Below are 21997 nucleotides of genomic sequence, written 5' to 3'. Positions count from 1 at the left end.
GGGGTCCGCTCAGCGAGGGGTCCGGATCCCGCGAGCGGTCCGGATCCGAAGCGGTGACCTCAGCGCTTCTCGACCGGGATGAAGTCGCGCTCGACGATGCCGGTGTAGATCTGGCGCGGGCGGCCGATACGGGAGCCCGGCTCCTTGATCATCTCGTGCCACTGGGCGATCCAGCCGGGGAGCCGGCCGAGCGCGAAGAGCACGGTGAACATCTCGGTCGGGAAGCCCATGGCCCGGTAGATCAGACCGGTGTAGAAGTCCACGTTCGGGTAGAGCTTGCGGGAGACGAAGTAGTCGTCGGCGAGCGCGTGCTCCTCGAGCTTGAGGGCGATGTCGAGCAGCTCGTCGGACTTGCCGAGCGCCGAGAGGACGTCGTGCGCCGCGGCCTTGATGATCTTCGCCCGGGGGTCGAAGTTCTTGTAGACGCGGTGCCCGAAGCCCATCAGCTTCACGCCGTCTTCCTTGTCCTTCACCTTGCGGATGAAGGTGTCGACGTCGCCGCCGGAGTTGCGGATGCCCTCGAGCATCTCCAGCACCGACTGGTTGGCGCCGCCGTGCAGCGGCCCCCACAGGGCGCTGATGCCCGCGGAGATCGAGGCGAACATGTTCGCCTGCGAGGAGCCCACCAGGCGCACCGTCGAGGTCGAGCAGTTCTGCTCGTGGTCGGCGTGCAGGATGAGCAGCTTGTCCAGGGCGCTGACCACGATCGGGTCGAGGTCGTACTCGGCGGCCGGCACCGAGAACGTCATGCGCAGGAAGTTCTCGACGTAGCCGAGGTCGTTGCGCGGATAGACGAACGGGTGGCCGACCGACTTCTTGTACGCGTATGCCGCGATGGTCGGCAGCTTGGCGAGCAGCCGGACGGTCGACAGGTCGCGCTGCTGCTCGTCGAACGGGTTATGGCTGTCCTGGTAGAACGTCGACAGGGCGCTGACCACGGAGGACAGCATGGCCATCGGGTGCGCGTCGCGTGGGAAGCCGTCGTAGAACCGCTTGACGTCCTCGTGCAGCAGCGTGTGGATGGTGATCTGCTCGCGGAAGCTCGCCAGCTCGTCGACGGTGGGCAGCTCGCCGTTGATCAGCAGGTACGCGACCTCGAGGAAGGTGCTGCGCTCGGCCAGCTGCTCGATCGGGTAACCGCGGTAGCGCAGGATGCCCTGCTCCCCGTCGAGGTACGTGATGGCCGATTTGTACGCGGCGGTGTTGCCGTAACCGCTGTCCAGGGTCACCAGACCGGTCTGGCCTCGGAGCTTTCCGATGTCGAAGCCCTTGTCACCGACGGTGCTCTCGACCACCGGGTAGGTGTACTCGTCGTCCCCGTACCGCAGTACTACAGAGTTGTCGCTCACGTCTTCCCTCACCGACGTTGTGCCTCTTTTTCGAGGTGCCCTGACTATCTCCAGCTTCCCCCATTTGGCACGGGGCCGTGCACTCGGGGTCGGCCGCAAGGCCCACGGATGGCACGCAGTGCCGCGCGTGCGGGCCCATCCTGCTCCTCTTCGCCTCTTTTAGGAAACGCGTGGGGCTCGGGTACCCATCCCGGCGGCCCCGCTGAGCCGGTGATCCAGGGCCGTGCAGCGCCTGCCCGCCGAGACCGTGCGCACCGCCTGCCCCAGCGCCCTGCGCGATCCAACCAGCACGACCAGGCGTTTCGCCCGCGTCACCGCCGTATAGAGCAAGTTGCGCTGAAGCATCATCCAGGCACCGGTGGTGACGGGGATCACCACGGCCGGATATTCGCTGCCCTGCGACCGGTGAATCGTCACGGCGTACGCGTGGGCGAGCTCGTCCAGTTCGTCGAAGTCGTACGGCACCTCCTCGTCCTCGTCGGTCAGGACGGTCAGCCGCTGGTCCACGGTGTTCAGGGAGGTCACGACACCGACGGTGCCGTTGAAGACGCCGTTGGCCCCCTTCTCGTAGTTGTTCCGGATCTGGGTGACCTTGTCGCCGACGCGGAAGACACGGCCGCCGAAGCGGCGCTCCGGCAGGTCGGGGCGGGCGGGTGTGACGGCCTCCTGGAGCAGCCCGTTGAGCGTCCCGGCCCCGGCGGGCCCGCGGTGCATGGGGGTGAGAACCTGCACGTCCCGGCGCGGGTCGAGACCGAACTTCGCCGGAATGCGGCGGGCCACCACATCGACCGTCAGCCGCCCCGCCTCCTCCGTGTCGTCCTCGGCGAACAGGAAGAAGTCCGGCAGTCCGTGAGTAATGGGCGGCGCCCCGGAGTTGATGCGGTGAGCGTTCGTCACCACGCCCGACTGCTGCGCCTGGCGGAAGATCCGGGTCAGCCGGACGGCGGGGACCGGGCTGTCCGGCGCCAGCAGGTCACGCAGCACCTCCCCCGCGCCCACGGACGGGAGTTGGTCCACGTCCCCCACCATCAGCAGATGCGCCCCCGGCGGCACGGCCTTCACCAGCTTGTTCGCCAGCAGCAGGTCGAGCATCGAGGCCTCGTCGACCACCACCAGGTCGGCGTCCAGCGGCCGGTCCTTGTCGTAGGCCGCGTCGCCGCCGGGCCTGAGCTCCAGCAGCCGGTGGACGGTGGAGGCCTCGGCTCCGGTCAGCTCGGACAGCCGCTTGGCCGCCCGGCCGGTCGGGGCCGCCAGGATCACCCTGGCCTTCTTGGCCCGCGCGAGCTCGACCACGGACCGTACGGTGAACGACTTGCCGCAGCCCGGGCCGCCCGTCAGCACCGCGACCTTCCTGCTCAGGGCCAGCTTGACGGCCTCCTGCTGCTCCGGCGCCAGGTCCGCGCCCGTACGGTCCGCCAGCCACGCCAGGGCCTTCTCCCAGTCCACTCCCCGGAAGGCGGGCAGCCGGTCCTCCTCGGTGCGCAGCAACCGCAGCAGCTGTCCCGCGAGGGAGATCTCGGCGCGATGGAACGGGACCAGATAGACCGCGGTGACCGGCTCTCCGTGCTCCCCTCCGGGGACGGTCTCGCGGACCACGCCCTCATCATCCGCGGCCAGTTCGCCCAGGCAGTCGATGACGAGCCCGGTGTCGACCTGGAGCAGCTTCACCGCGTCCGCGATGAGCTGCTCCTCGGGCAGGTAGCAGTGGCCCTGGTCGGCCGACTGCGAAAGGGCGTACTGCAGGCCCGCCTTGACCCGGTCGGGGCTGTCGTGCGGGATGCCGACGGCCTGCGCGATGCGGTCGGCGGTCAGGAAGCCGATGCCCCAGACGTCGGCCGCCAGCCGGTACGGCTCGTTCTTCACCACCGAGATCGAGGCGTCGCCGTAACGCTTGTAGATCCGGACGGCGATGGAGGTGGAGACGCCGACGCCCTGGAGGAAGACCATCACCTCCTTGATGGCCCGCTGCTCCTCCCAGGCCGCGCCGATCAGCTTCGTACGCTTCGGGCCCAGGCCCGGGACCTCGATGAGCCGCTTGGGCTCCTCCTCGATGACGTCGAGCGTGTCGATGCCGAAGTGGTCGACGATCCGCTCGGCGATCCGCGGCCCGATGCCCTTGATCAGTCCGGAGCCGAGATAGCGCCGGATTCCCTGGACCGTGGCGGGCAGCACCGTCGTGTAGTTCTCGACCGTGAACTGGCGGCCGTACTGCGGGTGGGAGCCCCAGCGGCCCTCCATGCGCAGCGACTCGCCCGGCTGCGCGCCGAGCAGCGAGCCGACCACGGTCAGCAGGTCGCCGCCGCCCCGGCCCGTGTCGACCCGGGCGACCGTGTAGCCGTTCTCCTCATTGGCATAGGTGATCCGCTCCAGGACCCCTTCGACCACGGCAAGCTGCACCATGCCCCGACGTTATCGCCGCAGACCGACAGCGCGGTCGGCCTGTGGATAACCTGCCCCGCGGATCAGGCGAATCCACCGGGCAGGTGGATCAAGCGGGCAGGCGATCAGAGAGAGGGCTCAGCGCATGGACACGTACGACCTGCTGGTCGTGGGCTCGGCCAACGCCGACCTGGTGATCGGTGTCGACCGCCGCCCTGCGGCCGGCGAGACCGTCCTCGGCTCGGACCTGGCCGTCCACCCGGGCGGCAAGGGCGCCAACCAGGCCGTCGCCGCCGCCCGCCTCGGCGCCCGTACGGCGCTCCTCGCGCGCGTGGGCGACGACGCCCACGGCCGTCTGCTGCTGGAGTCGCTGCGCGCGGCGGGCGTCGGCACGGCGGGCGTGATGACCGGCGGCGCCCCCACCGGCGTCGCGCTCATCACGGTGGATCCCGCCGGTGACAACAGCATCGTGGTCTCCCCCGGCGCCAACACCCGCCTCACGCCCGGCGACGTGACGGACGCGGGTGCGCTGCTCGCCGCCGCCCGCGTGGTCTCCCTCCAGCTGGAGATCCCGCCGGCGACGGTGGCGGCGGCCGTACGGGCGGCCCGGGCGGCGGGCACCCGGGTGGTCCTCAACCCCTCGCCGCCCGCACCGCTGCCCGCCGCAGTCCTGGCCGCCTGCGACCCCCTGGTGGCCAACGAGCACGAGGCCCGCTTCCTGTTGCGCGGCCACGCGGCCGCCGCCGCGTCCGAGCCCGAGGCCTGGGCGTCCGCGCTGCTGGAGCGCGGGCCCCGCTCCGTGGTCGTGACCCTGGGCGCCGGGGGAGCACTCGTGGCCGGCCGCGACGGGGAGGCCCTGCGGGTGCCGAGCCCGCCGGTGGAGGCCGTGGACACCACGGGCGCGGGCGACGCCTTCACCGGGGCGCTGGCCTGGCGGCTCGCGGCCGGTGACGGCCTGGAGGAAGCCGTACGGTTCGCCGTACGGGTCGGGGCCGCGGCGGTGACGCGGGCCGGGGCGCAGGAGTCCTTCCCCGCGGCGGAGGAGGTCCCCGCACCGTGAGCGGACGCCGGGGCGGGCACACAACCGAGGGGGCCCGGCCCCCTGGCCGGGCCCCCTCGCGGGTCCCCCCACCCCAAGCCTCCCGGAATCCCCCCTCGGGCCCTCCACAGGAAGCTTGACGCCCTGTACGACCCGCCAGGGTCCGGAAGGGTTGCACGGATTCCGGCAGTTACTGTTCCGTTACTCGACGTGCCGACGTCACACCCGCGCCGTAGCGTTTGACCCATGAGGGACGAATCTCTGCTGAGGGATGTGCTGGCCGAGCTCGGCGACGACCGCATCCAGGAGCTCGCGGGGGAACTCGGCACCGACGCCGGCGGTGCCCGCGGGGTCGTCGAGGCCACCGTCTCCGTCGTCCCCGGCACGATCGGCGACGGCACGCTGGCCGGTGTCCTCGACCGGATCACCGCCCCCACCGCCGAGGCCGTGGCAGCGCGGACCGGGCTGTCGCTCGACTCCGTCACCCGGGCGCTCGAGCTCCTGCTCCCGGTCGTGCTGTCGGTCGTCGCCGAGCGCCGCCGGGCCCGTAACTGATCGACGGAAACCCGGCGCCCTTGGCCGCCTCGCCCCGGCCGCCTCGCCCCGGCCGTACCCCCCGGCTAGAGCACGTGCGTCACGTAGCGCTCCGCGATCTCCGCCAGCAACTCGGCCCCGTCGCGCGCCCAGAGCCCCGGGCTGAAGATCTCGACCTCGACCGGCCCGCCGTAGCCTGCCGCGTCGACCCGCTCCCGGAACCAGCGCAGATCCACGCAGCCGTCCCCCAGCTGCCCGCGCCCCAGCAGCACGCCCTCCGGCAGCGGCGTCACCCAGTCGGCGAGCTGGAAAGCCGCGATACGGCCGCCGCGCCCCGCGCGTTCGATCTGCGCGGCCACCGTGTCGTCCCACCACAGGTGGTAGGTATCCACGACCACGCCCACCTGACCCGCGGGAAAGCGCTCCGCCAGGTCGAGCGCCTGCGCGAGGGTCGAGACCACGCAGCGGTCCGCGGCGTACATCGGGTGCAGCGGCTCGATCGCCAGCCGTACGCCCCGCTCGGCGGCGTAGGGTGCCAACTCCACCAGCGCGTCCGCGATCCGCTCCCGGGCCCCTGCCAGGTCGCGGCTCCCCTCCGGGAGCCCGCCCGAGACCAGGACCAGGGTCTCCGTGCCGAGCACCGCGGCCTCGTCGACGGCCGCCCGGTTGTCGTCGAGCGCGGCCGCCCGCCCGGCCGGGTCGGCCGCGGTGAAGAAGCCGCCGCGGCACAGGCTCGTGACCGCCAGGCCCGCGTCCCGTACGAGCCGGGCCGCGCGCCCCGGCCCGTACTGCTGGACCGGCGCGCGCCACAGCCCGACGCCCGGCACGCCCGCGTGGGCGCACCCCTCGACGAGTTCGGGCAGGGACCACTGCCTGATGGTCTCCTGATTGAGGCTCAGCCTCGCCAGACCACCCCCCTTCACCGGAGTCACTGAAGCACCCCCTGGAGGCCGAGCAGGGACTTCATCCGGGCCTCGGCCAGCGCCGGGTCGGGGAACAGGCCGAGCCCGTCGGCCAGTTCGTACGCCCGCGCCAGATGGGGCAGGGACCGGGCGGACTGGAGGCCGCCCACCATCGTGAAGTGCGACTGGTGCCCCGACAGCCAGGCCAGCAGGACGACACCTGTCTTATAGAAGCGGGTCGGGGCCTGGAAGAGGTGCCGGGACAGCTCGACCGTGGGGTCGAGGAGCTCGCGGAAGCCCTGGGTGTCGCCAGTGTCGAGGACGCGTACGGCCTCGGCGGCGAGCGGGCCGAGCGGGTCGAAGATGCCGAGCAGGGCGTGGCTGAAACCGTGCTCGTCGCCCTCGATCAGCTCGGGGTAGTGGAAGTCGTCGCCGGTGTAGCAGCGCACGCCGTCCGGGAGGCGGCGGCGGAGGCGGGTCTCCCGCCGGGCGTCGAGCAGGGAGACCTTGACGCCGTCCACCTTGTCGGGGTGCGCGGCGATGACCTCCAGGAGGGCAGCGGTCGCGGCGTCGAGGTCCTCGCTGCCCCAGTAGCCGGTGAGGGCCGGGTCGAACATCGGGCCGAGCCAGTGGAGGATGACGGGCGCGGCGGCCTGGCGCAGCAGATGGCCGTAGACCTCGAGGTAGTCCTCGGGGCCCCGGGCGGTGGCGGCGAGCGCGCGGGAGGCCATCAGGATGGCCTGCGCACCGGCGTCCTCGATGAGCGCGAGCTGCTCCTCGTACGCCGCCCGTACCTCGGCCAGGCCCGCGGCGGTTGGGGTGAGCTGGTCGGTCCCGGCCCCGCAGGCGATACGGCCGCCGACGGCCCTCGCCTCGGCCGCCGAGCGGCGGATCAACTCGGCGGCGGCGGCCCAGTCCAGACCCATGCCGCGCTGGGCGGTGTCCATCGCCTCGGCGACACCGAGCCCGTGGGACCACAGGTGGCGGCGGAAGGCGAGCGTGGCGTCCCAGTCGAGGGCGGCGGGCCCGTCGGGTGTGGTGTCGGCGAAGGGGTCGGCGACGACGTGCGCGGCGGAGAAGACCGTACGGGAGGCCGGTGCGCTCTGCGGGCGGGCGGCCGGGGCGGCGCGGGCGTACGGTGCGGGCTCGCGCCGCGGTTCGTAGGTGCGCAACGCGCCGCGGGCGCCGGGGAGTCGGATCGTCACGGCTTCAGCTCCGGGACGTCCAGGCGGCGCCCCTCCGCCGCGGATCTGAGGCCGAGCTCCGCGAGTTGCACCCCGCGGGCGCCCGCGAGCAGGTCCTGGCTCCACGGCTCGTCGAGCGCCACGTGCCGCAGGAACAGCTCCCACTGCGCCTTGAAGGCGTTGTCGAAGTCGGCGTTGTCCGGGACCTCCTGCCACTGCTCGCGGAAGCGCTCGGTGGCCGGGAGGTCGGGGTTCCAGACGGGCTTGGGGGTCGTGCAGCGGTGCTGTACGCGGCAGTTGCGGAGACCGGCGACCGCGGAGCCCTCCGTGCCGTCGACCTGGAACTCCACCAGCTCGTCGCGGTTGACCCGGACCGTCCAGGAGGAGTTGATCTGGGCGACCGCCCCGCCGTCGAGCTGGAATATCGCGTATGCCGCGTCGTCGGCCGTCGCGGCGTAGAGCCTGCCCTCCTCGTCCCGGCGGGCCGGGATGTGGGTGGTGACGTGCGCCTGCACGGTCCTTATGGCGCCGAACAGGCCGTGCAGGACGTACTCCCAGTGCGGGAACATGTCCCTGACGATGCCGCCGCCGTCCTCGGCCCGGTAGTTCCAGGAGGGCCGCTGGGCCTCCTGCCAGCCGCCTTCGAAGACCCAGTAGCCGAACTCGCCGCGCACCGACAGGATCCGGCCGAAGAAGCCGCCGTCGATCAGCCGCTTCAGCTTGAGCAGGCCGGGGAGGAAGAGCTTGTCCTGGACGACACCGTGCTTGATCCCGGCGCGTGCGGCGAGCCGGGCGAGCTCGAGCGCGCCGCCGAGGCCGGTGGCCGTCGGCTTCTCGCAGTAGACGTGCTTGCCCGCGGCGATCGCTCTCTGCACCGCTGTCTCGCGGGCGGAGGAGACCTGGGCGTCGAAGTAGACGTCCGTGGCCGGGTCGGCGAGCACGGCGTCGAGGTCGGTGGTCCAGTGCTCCAGGCCGTGGCGCTCTGCGAGGTCTTTGAGGACGTGCGCGCGGCGCCCGACGAGAACCGGCTCGGGCCACAGCACGACGCCGCCGCCCAGATCCAGGCCGCCCTGCTCGCGGATGGCGAGGATCGAGCGTACGAGGTGCTGCCGGTGGCCCATCCGACCGGTCACGCCGTTCATGGCGATCCGCACGGTCTTACGTCTCACGTGGGTGCTCCCCCTCTGGCGTGGCGGGCGTGCGCGGAGGTCGGGCGTCGAGCGTCGGGCAGCGCACGGCGCAGCAAGCGCTTTCCGTCGGAAAGCTAGCCTGCGGAGCTGTTGCGCTTCAAGAGGCCGGGGCACGCGAGCAGTTGCCCCGGTGGGGTTGGCCGACCCTCACCGAGCCCTCCGGCGGAACCGGACCCGCTCCGGCCGTGCCCCGGCAGGGACCCGGCAGCCGCGGCCCCGGCGGGGCCCGACCAACGACACGAACTCCCCATCGTCACGGCCGTTGTGAGCGCAACAAATGCGGAGGTGTCCATTTCGACTTCGTCGCTGCCCGCCCGCAGCACCGAGGCCCCCATGTACCGCGGTACCGCCGGTCTCGCCGCCGGCCAGTACCTGGAAAGCGCTGACAGCCGGGCGACAGCGGCGCGCGGGCTCGTGGGGATCGAGAGGCGGGTGGGCCCAGCGGTCCCGGAGCGGACGTCGGTGGGCCACGGGCATGGGATACGTTGCTTCGACGGCGATGGAAAGCGCTTGTCGAGAAGAAGCTCCAGAGACAACTCACATGTCTGGACAAGGGGGCGTGCAGTAGGAAGCGCAACCCCTCCACCACTTGTCACACGAAGTGAGAGCATGTGTCCGGGCAGTCGAAGCGCTTGAAAACAGGGGGCCTTCGCGCACGACCGTCCGCACCACTCACGGCACTCACCAGGCGGAGGAAGAGATGGCAGTGACCCTGGCGGATGTGGCGGCCCGCGCCCAGGTCTCGTCGGCCACGGTCTCCCGCGTGCTCAGCGGCAACTACCCCGTCTCGGAGGCGACCAGGGCCCGCGTGCTGCGCGCGGTCGACGAGCTGGACTACGTGCTGAACGGCCCCGCGAGCGCGCTCGCCGCCGCCACATCCGACCTGGTCGGCATCCTCGTCAACGACATCGCCGACCCCTTCTTCGGCATCATCGCCGGCGCCGTCCAGTCCGAGATCGGCGGTCGGCTGCCCAACGGCAGGGGCGGCGAGAAGCTGGCCGTGGTGTGCAACACCGGCGGCTCGCCCGAGCGCGAACTCACCTATCTCACCCTGCTCCAGCGGCAGCGCGCCGCCGCGGTCGTGCTGACCGGTGGCGCGGTCGAGGACCCGGAGCACGCCGCGGCCGTGACGGCGAAGCTCGGCCGGCTCTCGGCGGCGGGGACGCGGGTCGTCCTCTGCGGCCGCCCGCCGCTGACGGCTGCCCCCGGCGCGGACGGCGAGGCGCCGCCCGCCGCCGTCACGCTCGCCTTCGACAACCAGGGCGGCGCCCAGCGCCTGACCGAGCACCTGCTCGCGCTGGGCCACCGCCGGATCGGCTACATCGCGGGCCCCGCCGACCGCACCACGACGCGGTACCGTCTCGAGGGCCACCTCGCCGCCCTCGCCGCGGCCGGGCTCGCCGAGGGCGCGAAGCGGCTGACCGTTCACGGCTTGTACGACCGCGCCTCCGGCTACGACGCGGCCCTCGAACTCCTGCGCCGCAGCCCGGACCTGACCGCGATCGCGGCCGCCAACGACTCGATCGCGCTGGGCGTCTGCGCGGCCCTGCGCGACCGCGGCCTGCGCATACCGGAGGACGTCTCGGTCACCGGCTTCGACGACCTGCCCTTCAGCGTGGACGCGGTACCCGCGCTCACGACCGTACGGCTGCCGCTGCACGAGGCGGGGGCCAGGGCGGGACGGCTTGCGATGGGCCGCGAGACCCCGCCGCCGGGGGGCCTGGCGACGATCCGTGCCGATCTGATGGCCCGCGCGTCCACGGCTCCGCCGCCGGCCGCATAGTGCTGTGACCGCGCAGCACCCCCGATGATGAGGCGCTACGCTCGCGCCGTGACCGCGACATGGGAGCCCACGACGCCGGGTGTGCTGCGTCTGCCGTCGGGCCGGCTCATCCGGGGCCGGGGACTGCGACACCCGCTCCCGCAGGGCCCGCAGCCCGCCTTCGCGCTCTATCTGCTGGGCCGTCGGCCACCGCCCGTGACCTGGGAAAACCGATGGCTTCGTTGGCCCGACTTCTGGCTCCCCTCCGACCGCCCCGCAGCCGCCGACGCGCTGCGCGAGGCATGGGTACGTGCTGGAGCCGAGCGCGTAGAGGTCGCCTGCTCCGGGGGACACGGACGCACCGGCACCGCGCTGGCCTGCCTCGCCGTGCTCGACGGGGTGCCCAGCCACCAGGCGGTCGCCTACGTCCGGGAGCACTACGCTCCACGCGCCGTTGAGACACCCTGGCAGCGCCGTTTCGTCTCCCGCTTCCCGTAGCGGCTGTCCAACCTGCCCCGCGTGAGCGGCTGTTCCGCGTGACTAGGATCTGCGGACCATGGACATAGCGGTGTACCTCCTCATCCCCCTCGTCGGACTGCTGGGCGCTGCCCTGGAGCGCAAGCTCGACCGGATCGACCGCAGAATCGCCCGCGTGGAGCGCGACGTTGATCTGGTCCTCGGCCACCTGGGCATCCGCGAGGCCGACCCCGCACTGGACCGGGTCGGTGCGCTGGTCCAGGAGGGGAAGAAGATCGAAGCCATCAAGGTCTACCGCGAGGTCACGAGTGCCGGCCTGAAGGAGGCCAAGGACGCGGTCGACCGCATGCCGGGCCCACGCTGATCCTGCGGCCGGGCTGCCCCGGAACCCCGGGGTCACCACCCCCTTCCCGAAATGCTTGACCGAGAGCAACTATTGGGGTCGACCAGTCCGTGAAGGGGGTACCCGTATGAGCCCGATCAACGATCTCGACTCCGCCGTGGCAGAAGTCCGCGAGTTCAACCGCGTCTACACCCGGCTCATCGGCGCTCTCGACTATCCGGAGAAGCTGCGCACCCCTTACTCCCTGAGCGAGGCCCGGGTCCTCTACGAGCTCGCCCGGAGCGGCCTCACGCGCGTCCAGCGCCTGCGCGAGGAGCTGGGTCTCGCACCCTCGCATCTGAGCCGGATGCTCGGCCGCTTCGAGGACCAGGGGCTGATCGCCCGGGAACGGTACGCGGAGGACGCGCGCCACCAGCAGGTCCGGCTCACGGAGTCCGGGCGGGCTGCGGCTGCTGAGCTGGCCGAACGGTCCAGGGAGGCCGTCGCCGAGCTGTTGCTCGGCTGCAACGGCACGCAGGTCCGGGAGCTGACCCGGGCCCTGCGCACCGTGCGCTCCACGCTCACCGAGCCGGCGCCCGCCAGGGGGGAGGTGCGGCTGCGGGAGCCGGGGCCCGGGGATCTCGGGTGGATCGTGCAGGCGCATGGCGCGCTGTACGCCGCCGAGTACGGGTGGGACGTACGGTTCGAGGCGCTCGTGGCCCGCATCGTCGCCGACTTCGCCGAGGACCACGACCCGCTGCTGGAGCGGGTGTGGATCGCCGAGCTGGACGGAAGGGCGGTCGGCTCCGTCATGTGCGTACGAGACGCGGCGCCCGGCGCCGCCCGGCTGCGGCTGCTGCTCGTGGACCCCGCCGCCCGCGGATACGGGATCGGGGACCGGCTCGTCCGGGCCTGCATCCGCTTCGCCCGCGAGGCGGGGTACCGCGAGCTGGTCCTGTGGACCAACGACGTCCTCACCGCCGCCCGGAAGATCTACGTCCGGGCGGGCTTCCAGCTCATCGCCGAGAAGCCGCACCACAGCTACGGCGCCGATCTCGTGGGCCAGGACTGGCGCCTGGACCTCCACGAACCGGACCCCAAGGGTCCTGCTCACTCGTAGCCGTGATCACTCGTCGCGCCGATTACTTGCCGCCCTGCACTTACCGCCCTGATCACTTACCGCCGTGATCACATGTCCCGGTAGCGCTTGGCCTCCGCGAGCTGCTGCCGGAGTTCCGGTGCGTTGAGGCGCTTGACGTAGCCCGGGGTGTCGCGCTGGATGCGCCAGCCCTCCGCGAGCGGACCGATGTCGACCGGGTCGAAGCCGAACGAGTCGATCAGGTCGGCGACCACCTTGCGCGCCTCCGGATCGTCGCCCGCGACGATCAGAGCGCGACGCTGGTCCGCGCCGGCCGGCTGGCCGTCGGCCGTCAGGTCGGCGGCCGTCAGGTCGGCGGCCATGATGTGGTTGAACGCCTTGACGACGCGGGACTCCGGCAGGTGCGCCTGGAGCAGCTCCGCCGTCGTGGTGGACTCGTCGTCGAGCTCGGGGATCTGCCCGTCGCGCTGCGGGTAGTAGTTGTTGGCGTCGATCACGACCTTGCCGGCGAGCGGTTCGACCGGGACCTGGGCGTGGTTCTTGAGCGGGATGGCGACGAGGACGATCTCGCCCGCCTCCGCGGCCTCCCGCGCCGTCGCTCCGGTGAGCTTGTCGCCGAGTTCGGCGAACAGCTGCCGCGGCAGCGTCTCCGGGCCCCGGGAGTTGCTGATGACGACGTCGTGGCCTTGTGCGACGGCGAGCCGCGCGATCTGGCTGCCGATGTTGCCCGCGCCGATGATGCCAATCTTCATCTTCTGCCTCCTTGGTCCCAAGCCAAGCACTTTCTGAGAGAAAGCACAATCCTAGAGTTAGCGCTAACTGCTGCATAGCGCTGTGGAAGCGTATGCTCAGCGCATGAATGACCCCGAGTTCGACGTCTTCGAGCGCGCATGTCCCTCGCGCTCCACGCTCGAGCACGTCACCGGCCGCTGGGGAAGCCTCACTCTCGGCGCCCTCAGCGAGTCCCCGTGCCGCTTCAACGAGCTGCGCCGCCGCGTAGACGGCGTCAGCGAGAAGATGCTGTCCCAGACCCTCCATGCCCTCGAGCGCGACGGCCTCGTGCACCGCGACGCGCAGCCGACCAATCCGCCGCGGGTCGACTACAGCCTCACCCCGCTCGGGCGCAGGACCGCCGAGCGGCTGCTCGGGCTGATCGAGCTCGTTCAGTCGCACATGCCGGAAGTACTGGCGGCCCAGCGGCGTTACGACGCCGAGCGGGCCCGGAGCACCGAGCGGGCCGAGAGCGGCAAGCGCTGACCTCGGGCGGCGGGCGACGGGCCTCGAGCTGCCGGTGAGCTCCCGGTGAGCCCCCGGACCCCGCCCGCCCCGGCCCGCCGTGGCCTGTTCAAGCCGCCCGGATGCGCGGGGGGCGGCCGCCCGGCAGGGTTGACCGTAGGGTGGGCGCTGCATACGTCCGCTGGCATCCGTCCGCCCGTAGCAACTGCTTGCCGGAGCCCCCACCCAGGAGCAGCCGTGAAACTCGCCTTCTCGACCCTCGGAGTGCCCGGTATGCCGGTCGCGGACGTCGTGCGGCTGGCCTCCGGCAGCGGCTTCCACGGGGTGGAGTTGCGGGCCCACCCCGAGGAGCCCGTGCACCCGGGCATCGGGCTCTCGGAACGCGTCGATGTCGTCGAACAGTTCAAGGCGGCCGGGGTGGAGATCCTCACCGTCGCGGGCTACGCGCGCGTGGCCGCGCCCGGCGACGACGAGCCCGTGATCGACGAGCTCTCCGAACTGGCCGCGCTCGCCCGCGACCTGGGCGCCCCGTACGTCCGGGTCTTCCCCGGCGGCGGTGACCAGCCCGCGGAGGAGGCGGACGCGATCGCCGCCCGCCGCCTCGCGGCGGCGGCCCCGCACGCCGCCGACCTCGGCGTCCGGCTCCTGCTCGAGACCCATGACTCGCACTGCCGCGGCGTGGACGCGGCCCGCATCCTGGGCCTGGTGGGCCACCGCAGCGTCGGCGCGATCTGGGACGTGATGCACCCCTGGCGCGGCGGCGAGGAACCGGCCGCCACCTTCGCCGTACTGGCCCCGCACCTCGGCTATGTGCAGGTCAAGGACATCGCCACCGCGGACGACACGGCCCCGCTGCCGCTCGGCGCGGGCGTGCTGCCGCTGGCCGAGACCATCGAGCTGCTCAGCCGCGCGGGCTGGGACGGCTGGCTGTGCTGGGAGTACGAGAAGCGCTGGTACCCGCAGGCGGCGGAGCTTCCGCCGCTGCTGGAACCGGCCCGCGACCATCTGTCGTGGCTGCTCGCCCAGTCCGCCTGAGCCCAGAGCGCGTGAGCCCCCTCCGCCCGAAGCTCCCCGTCCCCGCGAAGGACGTGACGGCGACCCCGCCGACCAGCAGCGCCGCCGCACACCACCGCAGTGGGCTGATCCCCTCCCCGAGCAGCAGCGCCGCCGACGACATCCCGAAGACCGGCACCAGCAGCGAGTAGGGCGCGACCGACGACGCGGGATACGTACGGAGCAGAAACCCCCACGCCCCGAAGCCGAAGACGGTGGTGACCCAGGCGACGTACACGATGGTCCCCGCGCCGCTCCAGTCGAGCGAGCGCAGCGCCTCCAGGTCGGCGTCCGGACCTTCCAGGAGCAGGGAGAGGCCGAGCAGCGGGAGTACGGGGACAAGGCTGACCCAGACCATGAAGGCGAGTGCGTCGGGCGGGGCGGCCATGCGGGTGAGGACGTTGGACACGCCCCAGAAGAGCGCGGCCGCGACGAGCAGCACGAAGCCGAGCATCGGGCCCGACGTGCCCTCGTCGACGGCGGCGACCGCGATGCCCGCGAGCGCCACCCCCATGCCCAGCACGCGCGTACGGCCCGGCCGTTCGCCCAGCACCACGGCCGCGACGACCGCCGTGAACACCGCCTGGATCTGCAGCACGAGCGAGGAGAGCCCGGCGGGCATGCCCAGGTGCATGCCGGTGAAGAGCAGCCCGAACTTGACGACGCCGAGCACCACACCGACCGCGACGAGCCAGCGCCACGCGACCGGCGGCCGCCGTACGAAGAAGACGGCGGGCAGCGCGGCCACCAGGAAGCGCAGCGCGGAGAAGAGCAGGGGCGGGAAGTGGTCGAGCCCGATCTCGATGACGACGAAGTTCACTCCCCAGACGGCGGCGACGAGGACGGCCAGGGCGATGTGTGCAGGACGCATGGACCGAGGATGGCCGCCGGTGACTGTGAAGCACCAGCGCGGATCTCTTCATGATTGGATGCAGTAATGCTGAAGTGAGCGGGGAGAAGGAGGGGGACCGATGCTGGATCTGTCCCGGCTGCGGGCGCTGCACGCGGTGTCCGTGCACGGCTCGGTGGGCGCCGCGGCGGTCGCCCTCGGCTACACGCCCTCGGCCGTGTCCCAGCAGATCGCGAAACTGGAGCGGGAGACCCGTACGACGCTGCTCGAGCGGCAGGGCCGCGGGGTCGTCCTGACCGACGCGGCCCAGCAGTTGGCCGCCACCGCCGAGCAGTTGCTGGCCATCGTGGAGCGGGCCGAGACGACGCTGGAGGAGCGCCGGGGGCAGCCGTCGGGACGGCTGCTGGTGGCGGCGTTCGCCACGGCGGCGCGCGGCCTGCTGCCCGGTGTGCTGGCCGAACTCGCCGAGCGCCACCCGTCGTTGGACACCCGTCTCACGGAGATCGACCCGCACATGACACCGGGGCTCGTGGCCCAGGGCGTGATCGACCTGGCCGTGACGCACGACTGGGACATCTCGCCGCTGCCCGCGCCCGAGGGCGTCGAGCGGGCGGTGATCGGTGACGACCCGTCGGACGTCGTCGTACCGGCAGGGCACCCGCTGGCGCGGCGCGCGAAGCTGACGCGTGAGGACCTGGCGGGGCAGCGGTGGATCTGCCAGCCAGCGGGCTCGGTGTGCCACGACTGGCTCGTACGGACGCTGCGCGCCTCCGGGCACGAGCCGGATCTCGCGTACCAGGTGGCCGAGTACTCGACGCAGCTCGCGCTGGTGGCCGCCGGTCTCGGCATCGCGCTGGTGCCGCGCCTGGGCCGCGACCGCCTGCCGGACGGCGCGGTCGCGCTGCCCCTGGACCCGACGCCGGTCCGCCGCCTCTACGCGATGTGGCGTCCGGGCGCGGCCCGCCGCCCGGCCATCAGGGAAGCGGTCCGCGTCCTTCGCGACCACTATCCGCGGCTCGCGGCCTGAGCGGGTACGCCGATCCATCGCGATCCACGCAGCTCAGAGCGGTGCGGAGCGGCTGGCGAGAATCCCTTGAACACTGGCAGCAGCGCCACTGCCGCCGTCGTGCGAAGGCCGCTGCGCCACGACGCACCACCACGGCCTGGACCTGCTGGACGCCACCGGGGTGACCGCCGTGGACGCGCGCGTTGTCGACAACGGGGACCTGGTGACCGGAGCGGGCGTCACATCCGGCCTGGATCTCGGCCTGTACCTGCTGGAGCGGGAACTCCGCCCTCGTATCGCGCACGCCGTCGAGCAGGTCTTCGCTCACGAACGCCGCGGCACCACCTGGCGCAACGCCGGACTCGAGCCGGTCGGGTTCTGACCGGCCGGTTTATGACCCGCCGGCTTCTGACCGGCCGGTTTCTGACCTGCGTCGCACCGCGCCGGACGCGTGGCCGCCAACTCCCCTGCCCGGTGCGGGATGTCACGGGGGCCGGCCCCCAGCGCGTCCGCGCAGAGCTGTCCGAACCAGCGCAGCCCGGGTACGGCCGGCAGCCAGCCCAGCACAGCCCACCCGAGGTGCAGATGGCCGAGCATGCGCCCGAGCGCGGCGACGCCCTCGGCCGTGACGGCCCCGTCATCCGTCTCGTACGTCATGCGGCGCAGCGGCCGCGGATGGTCTTCGGCCGGGACGAGTTCCAGCGCGACTGGGCGCCGCCGGGCGACCCAGCGGCCGAACTGGCTGCACGGACCGCAGCTTTCCGCCACGTACAGGCGGGCCGGTGCGGTGCCCGGCCAGGGCCGCAGGCGGGGCAGCCAGGGCCGCACCCCGGCGCGGTAGGCGGTCCACCGCTCCCCGTACGCGGCGCGCAGCCCGGCGCTCTCGTGCCAGTCGGCGAGCCCGGCGCCGTAGGCGAAGGCGGCGGCCGCGGCGGCGAGGAGCCGCCAGTCGCGGGCGATCAGGCCGAGCAGCGCGTGGCTGAGCACGATCGACAGTTGCATCGGGTTGCGCACGTACGCGTACGGGCCGCTGGTGACCAGCCGGGCCGGCGGGTCGTACGGGACGGGTGTGCCGCCGCCGCGCTGCACGAACTCCCGCACCGCGACAGCGCCCAGCAGCAGCGGCACCGCCAGAAGCTGGACCGTGACCGCCGCCCCGGCGCGGCCGCCGGGCAGCTCCGGGCGGACGAGGGCGAGTGGCAGCGCGAATATCAGGGCGCCGCTGAGCAACATCTGCATCCCCGCCCGTACGGCGAGCCGCTGCGCCCCCAGCGTCCAGCGGGCGAGCAGCAGCCCCGGCACGAGGACGGCGGCGACGGCGACCGCCTCGCCCGCGAGCCAGCCGCCGCCGAGCCGTACGACGGGCTCGGCGAGCGGCATCGCGGCCAGGTCGAACCACGCGAGGCCCGCGGCGACGAGTGGCAGCGGAAGCCGGTCGGCGCCCGCGAGCACGGGTAGGGCACCCCACAGCAGCGCCCAGCCGATCAGCAGGTCGACCGGCAGCCCGGCGGCCGTCCCGCCCTCGGCGGCGAAGGACCACCAACCCATATGGACGGCAAGGAGGTTGACGGCGGGCAGCCAGACCGCGTTCCAGGCGGTGGCCAGAATCGCGGCGGCCACCGCACGGCGGCCGGGCGGCCGGAGGCCGGGCGGCCGGAGGCCGGCGGCCACAGCGGTCGCGACGAGCGGCCCGAACAGGCACGCGCCGCGGACGAGCGCGACCCCCGCTTCGGCCCCGGCCCCGCTCATGACCGCCCCTCCCCCGCCGCCGGGCGCCCAGGCTCTCCGGAGCTGACAGGGTGGGCAGGGCAGGTCGCCGGGATCATCGCGCGGCTCCTGCGGAGAAGGTGTCCGACAGATACGCCGCGGCCTGCTCCATGCCGTACCTCTGCAGCGGACCGAAGTACCAGCCCGGGTCATAGGTGCGGCGGTAGCGCAGCGTCCAGGTGACCTCCGTGCGGCCCCCGGCCGCGGGCCGCCAGCTCGCCTCCGCCGAGCCGAGGTCGAGCCAGCGGGCCAGCGTGGTGTCCCGCTCGATGTCGAAGACGACGCGGCCCGGCGCCCGTTCGGCCACGACCAGCCGCATCGCGCGCGGCGTCGGACGCGCCCCGATCCCGAGGGACTTGCGCGGGCTGAAGGTGATGGTCCGGCGGTCGCCGACGTCGAGCCCGGAGCCCTCGGCCTTCCGCGGCCGCGGGAACGGGACCCCGCGGAGGAAGACCGGCTCCGGCGGGGCGAAGCGGGGCGGCGCGGCGAGCGCCGCCTCGTACGACGCGGGGCTCGCCGCGACCGTACGGGTCACGGACGCGGCCCCGTCCCGCGGGAGTTCGTACGCTCCCGTCCCCTCCAGCACCAGCACGGCGAGCAGCGGCAGCGCCGCGAAGGCGTGCGCGCGGTTGTCCCTGCGCCCGGCGTAGTCGACGATCAGGCCGATGCCCACGGCCACCAGGTAGAACAGCGGGGCCGCCATGACGAGGCAGACGACCCCTTCGTCGAGCAGCGGCCCGGCGAGCGCGAGCCCGACGGTGACGCCGGCGAGGGCGGTGCCGGTCGCGCTCTTGGGCCGGGCCGTGCCGACGACGGCCAGGGCGATGAAGGCCGGCAGGCCGACGTAGAAGAGGGCGGTCTGCTCCAGGCGCCCCGCGTGCAGAACCTTGTAGAGCAGCATCGCCGCGAACAGCACCAGCAGCACACTGCCCAGCAGCCACCGCTCCCGCGATATCCCCGGCCGCCCACTGTCGTCCTCGTCCATGGATCCCCCCTGCCTTCCCGTTGGTTGATCGGTCTTCAGTCAGTTTTCATCGATCGGTTTAATCACTCGATTAAACCGTATGATGAAGGCTCGACGGGAGGATGGTCAATGACGGCGGACACCAAGGACCGGCTGATCGAGGCGGCGACAGCGGTCCTGAAGACCCACGGCTACGGCGGCACCAGCGCCCGTACGATCGCCAAGGAGGCGGGGGTCAACTCGGCGCTGGTCTTCTACCACTTCGGCGGGGTCGACCCCTTGCTGCTCGCCGCCCTGGACCAGTCGTCGGCCCAGCGGATGGCCCGGCACAGCGCCACGGTCGCCGGGGTGAAGACCCTGGAGGAGCTGGCCGAGGCCGCCACCCGCATCTACCGCGACGACCTCGAAGGCGGCCACATCACGCTCTTCTCCGAGCTCGTCGCGGCCGCTGTCGCCAAGCCCGAGCTGCGCGAGCCGGTGTCGCAGCGGGCCGAGCCCTGGCTGGCGTTCATCGAGGAGACGCTGGAGCGGGTGATCGGCGGCACCGCGCTCGCCCGGCTGACCCCGCCCCGCGACCTGGCCAACGCGGCGATCACCTTCTACCTCGGGGTGAACCTCTTCACGGTGCTGGACGCGGACCTGTCGCGTACGGACTCGGTCTTCGCGATGGTGCGGCGCCTTGCCCCGCGCGCCAAGCTGCTGACGATGCGTCTGCCGAGCCGGCGCCGGACGCCGCGCACGTCCCAGTGAGCCCGCCGGGCGTCCCGGTGAGCCCGCCGGGCGTTCCGGGGGAGCCGCGTCCGCCCCAGTGAGCCTGCCTGCGCCTCGGCGTACACCTCGACAGGCGCCCCGCCCGGCGCTTCCCATTGACTGGCACTTACTTTCCGGCTATCCGTGTCTCACCGACAATTCCTGGAAGTTTCCTTCAATCCGCCGCCACGCACCTCCTCCCGGAAGGAGTGCACGTGCACCACGAAGAAACGACCGCTCCGAGACCGCGACCGTCCAGACGGGCCGTCCTGGCCGGCGCCACCGCCGTCACCGCGGCGGCCTCCCTCACCGCGGCCGCCACCGCCCCGGCCGCCCACGCCGCAAGTCCCCTCTCCCCCGCGGACCGCGAGCGGCTCCGCAGGCTCATCTCCCGGATGAGCCTCGAGGAGAAGGTCGGCCAGCTCTTCGTCATGCGGGTCTACGGGCACTCCGCGACCGACCCCGACCCGGCCGACGTCGAGGTCAACCGGAAGGAGTTGGGTGTCTCCAACGCCGCCGAGCTGATCGCCAAGTACCACGTCGGCGGCATCATCTACTTCTCCTGGGCGCACAACACCCGCGACCCCCACCAGATCGCCGCTCTGTCCAACGGCATCCAGAAGGCCGGGCTCGCCCAGCCCACGCCCGTACCGCTGCTCATCTCCACCGACCAGGAGCACGGGATAGTGGCCCGCGTCGGCGCGCCCGCCACGCTGCTCCCCGGCGCGATGGCCCTGGGCGCGCACGCCTCGCGCGCGGACGCCCGTACGGCCGCGCGCATCGCAGGAGCCGAGCTGGCCGCCCTGGGCATCAAGCAGAACTACGCGCCGGTCGCGGACGTCAATGTGAATCCGGCCAACCCGGTCATCGGCGTGCGGTCCTTCGGCGCCGACCCGGGGGCCGTGGCCAGGCTGGTCGCGGCAGAGGTGGAGGGCTACCAGAGCGCCGGGGTCGCGGCCACCGCCAAGCACTTCCCCGGGCACGGCGACACCGCGACCGACAGCCACTTCGGGCTGCCGCTCATCACCCACAGCGCCGAGGAGTGGGAGCGGCTCGACGCGCCGCCGTTCAAAGCCGCGATCGAGGCCGGTATCGACTCGATCATGACGGCCCACCTGCTGTTCCCCGCCCTCGACCCCGCCGACGACCCGGCGACCCTCTCCCGCCCGATCCTCACCGGCATCCTGCGCGAACGGCTCGGCTATGGCGGCGTGGTGGTCACCGACTCGCTCGGCATGGCGGGCGTACGGCAGAAGTACGGGGACGACCGGGTGCCGGTGCTCGCGCTCAAGGCGGGTGTCGACCAGCTGCTCAACCCGCCGGATCTGCCCGTCGCCTGGAACGCCGTCCTCAAGGCGGTACGGGACGGGGAGATCGCCGAGAAGCGGCTCGACGAGTCGATCCTCCGGGTGCTGGAACTGAAGGCGCGCCGCGGTCTTTTCGGCGACCCGTACGTCAGCGACAAGGACGTGGACCGTGTCGTGGGCACCCGGGCGCACCTGACCGCCGCGGACCGGATCGCCGAGCGCACCACGACGCTGCTGGTCAATCGGGACGGCCTGCTGCCGCTGTCCCGGCGCAGGCACCGGAACGTCCTGGTGGCCGGTGTCGACCCGGCCCCGCCGTCGGGCACCGGCGGCCCGCCGACCGCCGTCCTCGCCAGGGCCCTGACCGAGCTGGGCTTCACGGCCACCGCGCTGTCCACCAGCACGGGTTCGCAGCCCAGCCCCACACAGGCGAAGATCGACGAGGCGGTGGCGGCGGCGCGCGGCAAGGACGCGGTCGTGGTGACGACGTACAACGTGTCCGCCACCTCCTCGCAGCGCACTCTCGTCTCGTCACTCGCGACCACCGGCGTGCCGGTGGTGCACCTCGCGATCCGCAATCCGTACGACATCGCGCGGCTCGGCGACTCCGGGGCCGGAGCGTCGCTGGCGACCTACTCCTGGACGGACGTGGAACTGCGGGCCGCGGCGCGGGTGGTCGCGGGCGGGGCCGAGCCGGTCGGCAGGCTGCCGGTGCCGGTGCCGCGGGCGGACGACCCGGCCCAGGTGCTGTACCCGATGGGGTACGGGCTGTCGTACTGACCGGTGCGGGTGCGCTCCCGTGCGCTCCCGTATGCGGGTGCGACCGG

At 72.6% G+C, this 21997-nt stretch carries 19 protein-coding genes and 2 pseudogenes; 12 read left to right on the top strand and 9 right to left on the bottom strand.

All coding sequences use genetic code 11. The features are described from left to right. Positions 1-59: 59 nt before the first annotated feature. Both ACTWQC_RS07080 and recD2 read right to left on the bottom strand, forming a co-directional pair. Positions 60-1349, bottom strand: coding sequence for a citrate synthase (locus tag ACTWQC_RS07080; RefSeq protein ID WP_443314683.1), 1290 nt, complete (start codon positions 1347-1349; stop codon positions 60-62). 159 nt (positions 1350-1508) lie between these two features. Beyond that, complete coding sequence (gene recD2, locus ACTWQC_RS07075) at positions 1509-3749, bottom strand: SF1B family DNA helicase RecD2 (protein WP_443314682.1); 2241 nt, start codon at positions 3747-3749, stop codon at positions 1509-1511. Between the two features lie 124 nt (positions 3750-3873). Here recD2 and rbsK point away from each other — a divergent pair, with 124 nt between their 5' ends. Both rbsK and ACTWQC_RS07065 read left to right on the top strand, forming a co-directional pair. Continuing rightward, on the top strand, positions 3874-4788 hold the full coding sequence (rbsK, locus tag ACTWQC_RS07070) for a ribokinase (protein WP_443314681.1): 915 nt from the start codon (positions 3874-3876) through the stop codon (positions 4786-4788). Positions 4789-5013: 225 nt separating this feature from the next. Next, entirely contained in the window at positions 5014-5322 is a 309-nt protein-coding gene (locus tag ACTWQC_RS07065) for a DUF937 domain-containing protein (RefSeq protein ID WP_443314680.1), read from the top strand. Positions 5323-5387: 65 nt separating this feature from the next. Here the strand turns inward: ACTWQC_RS07065 and ACTWQC_RS07060 are convergent, their stop codons facing one another. From ACTWQC_RS07060 to ACTWQC_RS07050, 3 genes are read right to left on the bottom strand one after another with little or no spacing between them, the layout of a single operon-like run. Beyond that, complete coding sequence (locus tag ACTWQC_RS07060) at positions 5388-6233, bottom strand: sugar phosphate isomerase/epimerase family protein (protein WP_443314679.1); 846 nt, start codon at positions 6231-6233, stop codon at positions 5388-5390. Continuing rightward, entirely contained in the window at positions 6230-7408 is a 1179-nt protein-coding gene (locus tag ACTWQC_RS07055) for a dihydrodipicolinate synthase family protein (RefSeq protein ID WP_443314678.1), read from the bottom strand. The genes ACTWQC_RS07060 and ACTWQC_RS07055 overlap by 4 nt, the downstream gene beginning before the upstream one ends. Next, positions 7405-8556, bottom strand: a complete 1152-nt coding sequence (locus ACTWQC_RS07050) for a Gfo/Idh/MocA family protein (protein WP_443314677.1) — start codon at positions 8554-8556, stop codon at positions 7405-7407. Before ACTWQC_RS07050 ends, ACTWQC_RS07055 begins: the two co-directional genes overlap by 4 nt. A 721-nt stretch (positions 8557-9277) precedes the next feature. On the opposite strand from ACTWQC_RS07050, the gene ACTWQC_RS07045 reads away from it, so the two are divergent. The 4 genes from ACTWQC_RS07045 to ACTWQC_RS07030 all read left to right on the top strand — a co-directional run bounded on the left by ACTWQC_RS07045 (position 9278) and on the right by ACTWQC_RS07030 (position 12258). Beyond that, complete coding sequence (locus ACTWQC_RS07045; RefSeq protein ID WP_443314676.1) at positions 9278-10360, top strand: LacI family DNA-binding transcriptional regulator; 1083 nt, start codon at positions 9278-9280, stop codon at positions 10358-10360. A 48-nt stretch (positions 10361-10408) separates the two neighbouring features. After that, the gene (locus ACTWQC_RS07040; RefSeq protein WP_443314675.1) at positions 10409-10837 is read left to right on the top strand and encodes a protein-tyrosine phosphatase family protein; all 429 of its coding nucleotides are present in this window, start codon (positions 10409-10411) and stop codon (positions 10835-10837) included. A 58-nt stretch (positions 10838-10895) separates the two neighbouring features. Next, on the top strand, positions 10896-11180 hold the full coding sequence (locus ACTWQC_RS07035) for a ribosomal protein L7/L12 (RefSeq protein WP_443314674.1): 285 nt from the start codon (positions 10896-10898) through the stop codon (positions 11178-11180). Between the two features lie 106 nt (positions 11181-11286). Then, on the top strand, positions 11287-12258 hold the full coding sequence (locus ACTWQC_RS07030) for a bifunctional helix-turn-helix transcriptional regulator/GNAT family N-acetyltransferase (protein WP_443314673.1): 972 nt from the start codon (positions 11287-11289) through the stop codon (positions 12256-12258). A 68-nt stretch (positions 12259-12326) separates the two neighbouring features. Here the strand turns inward: ACTWQC_RS07030 and ACTWQC_RS07025 are convergent, their stop codons facing one another. Next, positions 12327-13019, bottom strand: a complete 693-nt coding sequence (locus tag ACTWQC_RS07025) for an NADPH-dependent F420 reductase (protein ID WP_443314672.1) — start codon at positions 13017-13019, stop codon at positions 12327-12329. Between the two features lie 73 nt (positions 13020-13092). Between ACTWQC_RS07025 and ACTWQC_RS07020 the strand changes: the two genes are divergently transcribed. Next, a complete protein-coding gene (locus ACTWQC_RS07020) occupies positions 13093-13494 on the top strand; it encodes a winged helix-turn-helix transcriptional regulator (protein WP_443314671.1) in 402 nt (133 codons plus the stop codon). Between the two features lie 252 nt (positions 13495-13746). Continuing rightward, positions 13747-14430 (top strand): annotated as a pseudogene (locus ACTWQC_RS07015) (sugar phosphate isomerase/epimerase family protein); the annotation flags it as partial. Here the strand turns inward: ACTWQC_RS07015 and ACTWQC_RS07010 are convergent. After that, positions 14375-15397: an EamA family transporter gene (locus tag ACTWQC_RS07010; protein WP_443314670.1), complete on the bottom strand. Its 1023-nt coding sequence runs from the start codon at positions 15395-15397 to the stop codon at positions 14375-14377. The pseudogene ACTWQC_RS07015 and the gene ACTWQC_RS07010 overlap by 56 nt on opposite strands. A gap of 100 nt (positions 15398-15497) precedes the next feature. Between ACTWQC_RS07010 and ACTWQC_RS07005 the strand changes: the two genes are divergently transcribed. Beyond that, positions 15498-16403: a LysR family transcriptional regulator gene (locus ACTWQC_RS07005; RefSeq protein ID WP_443314669.1), complete on the top strand. Its 906-nt coding sequence runs from the start codon at positions 15498-15500 to the stop codon at positions 16401-16403. 103 nt (positions 16404-16506) lie between these two features. Then, a pseudogene (locus ACTWQC_RS07000) lies at positions 16507-16764 on the top strand (DJ-1/PfpI family protein); the annotation flags it as partial. Here ACTWQC_RS07000 and ACTWQC_RS06995 read toward each other — a convergent pair. Then, on the bottom strand, positions 16707-18131 hold the full coding sequence (locus ACTWQC_RS06995; RefSeq protein ID WP_443314668.1) for a methyltransferase family protein: 1425 nt from the start codon (positions 18129-18131) through the stop codon (positions 16707-16709). The pseudogene ACTWQC_RS07000 and the gene ACTWQC_RS06995 overlap by 58 nt on opposite strands. A gap of 73 nt (positions 18132-18204) precedes the next feature. Then, positions 18205-19134, bottom strand: coding sequence for a hypothetical protein (locus ACTWQC_RS06990; RefSeq protein ID WP_443314667.1), 930 nt, complete (start codon positions 19132-19134; stop codon positions 18205-18207). Positions 19135-19242: 108 nt separating this feature from the next. Between ACTWQC_RS06990 and ACTWQC_RS06985 the strand changes: the two genes are divergently transcribed. Together ACTWQC_RS06985 and ACTWQC_RS06980 are read left to right on the top strand one after the other, a co-directional pair. Beyond that, positions 19243-19863: a TetR/AcrR family transcriptional regulator gene (locus ACTWQC_RS06985; protein ID WP_443314666.1), complete on the top strand. Its 621-nt coding sequence runs from the start codon at positions 19243-19245 to the stop codon at positions 19861-19863. A 215-nt stretch (positions 19864-20078) separates the two neighbouring features. After that, complete coding sequence (locus ACTWQC_RS06980) at positions 20079-21950, top strand: glycoside hydrolase family 3 protein (RefSeq protein WP_443314665.1); 1872 nt, start codon at positions 20079-20081, stop codon at positions 21948-21950. Positions 21951-21997: the final 47 nt, after the last annotated feature.

Origin of the sequence: Streptomyces sp. 8N616 (genome assembly GCF_052246385.1) — a bacterium.
Classification (GTDB): Bacteria; Actinomycetota; Actinomycetes; order Streptomycetales; family Streptomycetaceae; genus Streptomyces.
Note: the sequence above shows the minus strand (reverse complement) of the source record. Positions and strands in the feature narration are given on the sequence as shown.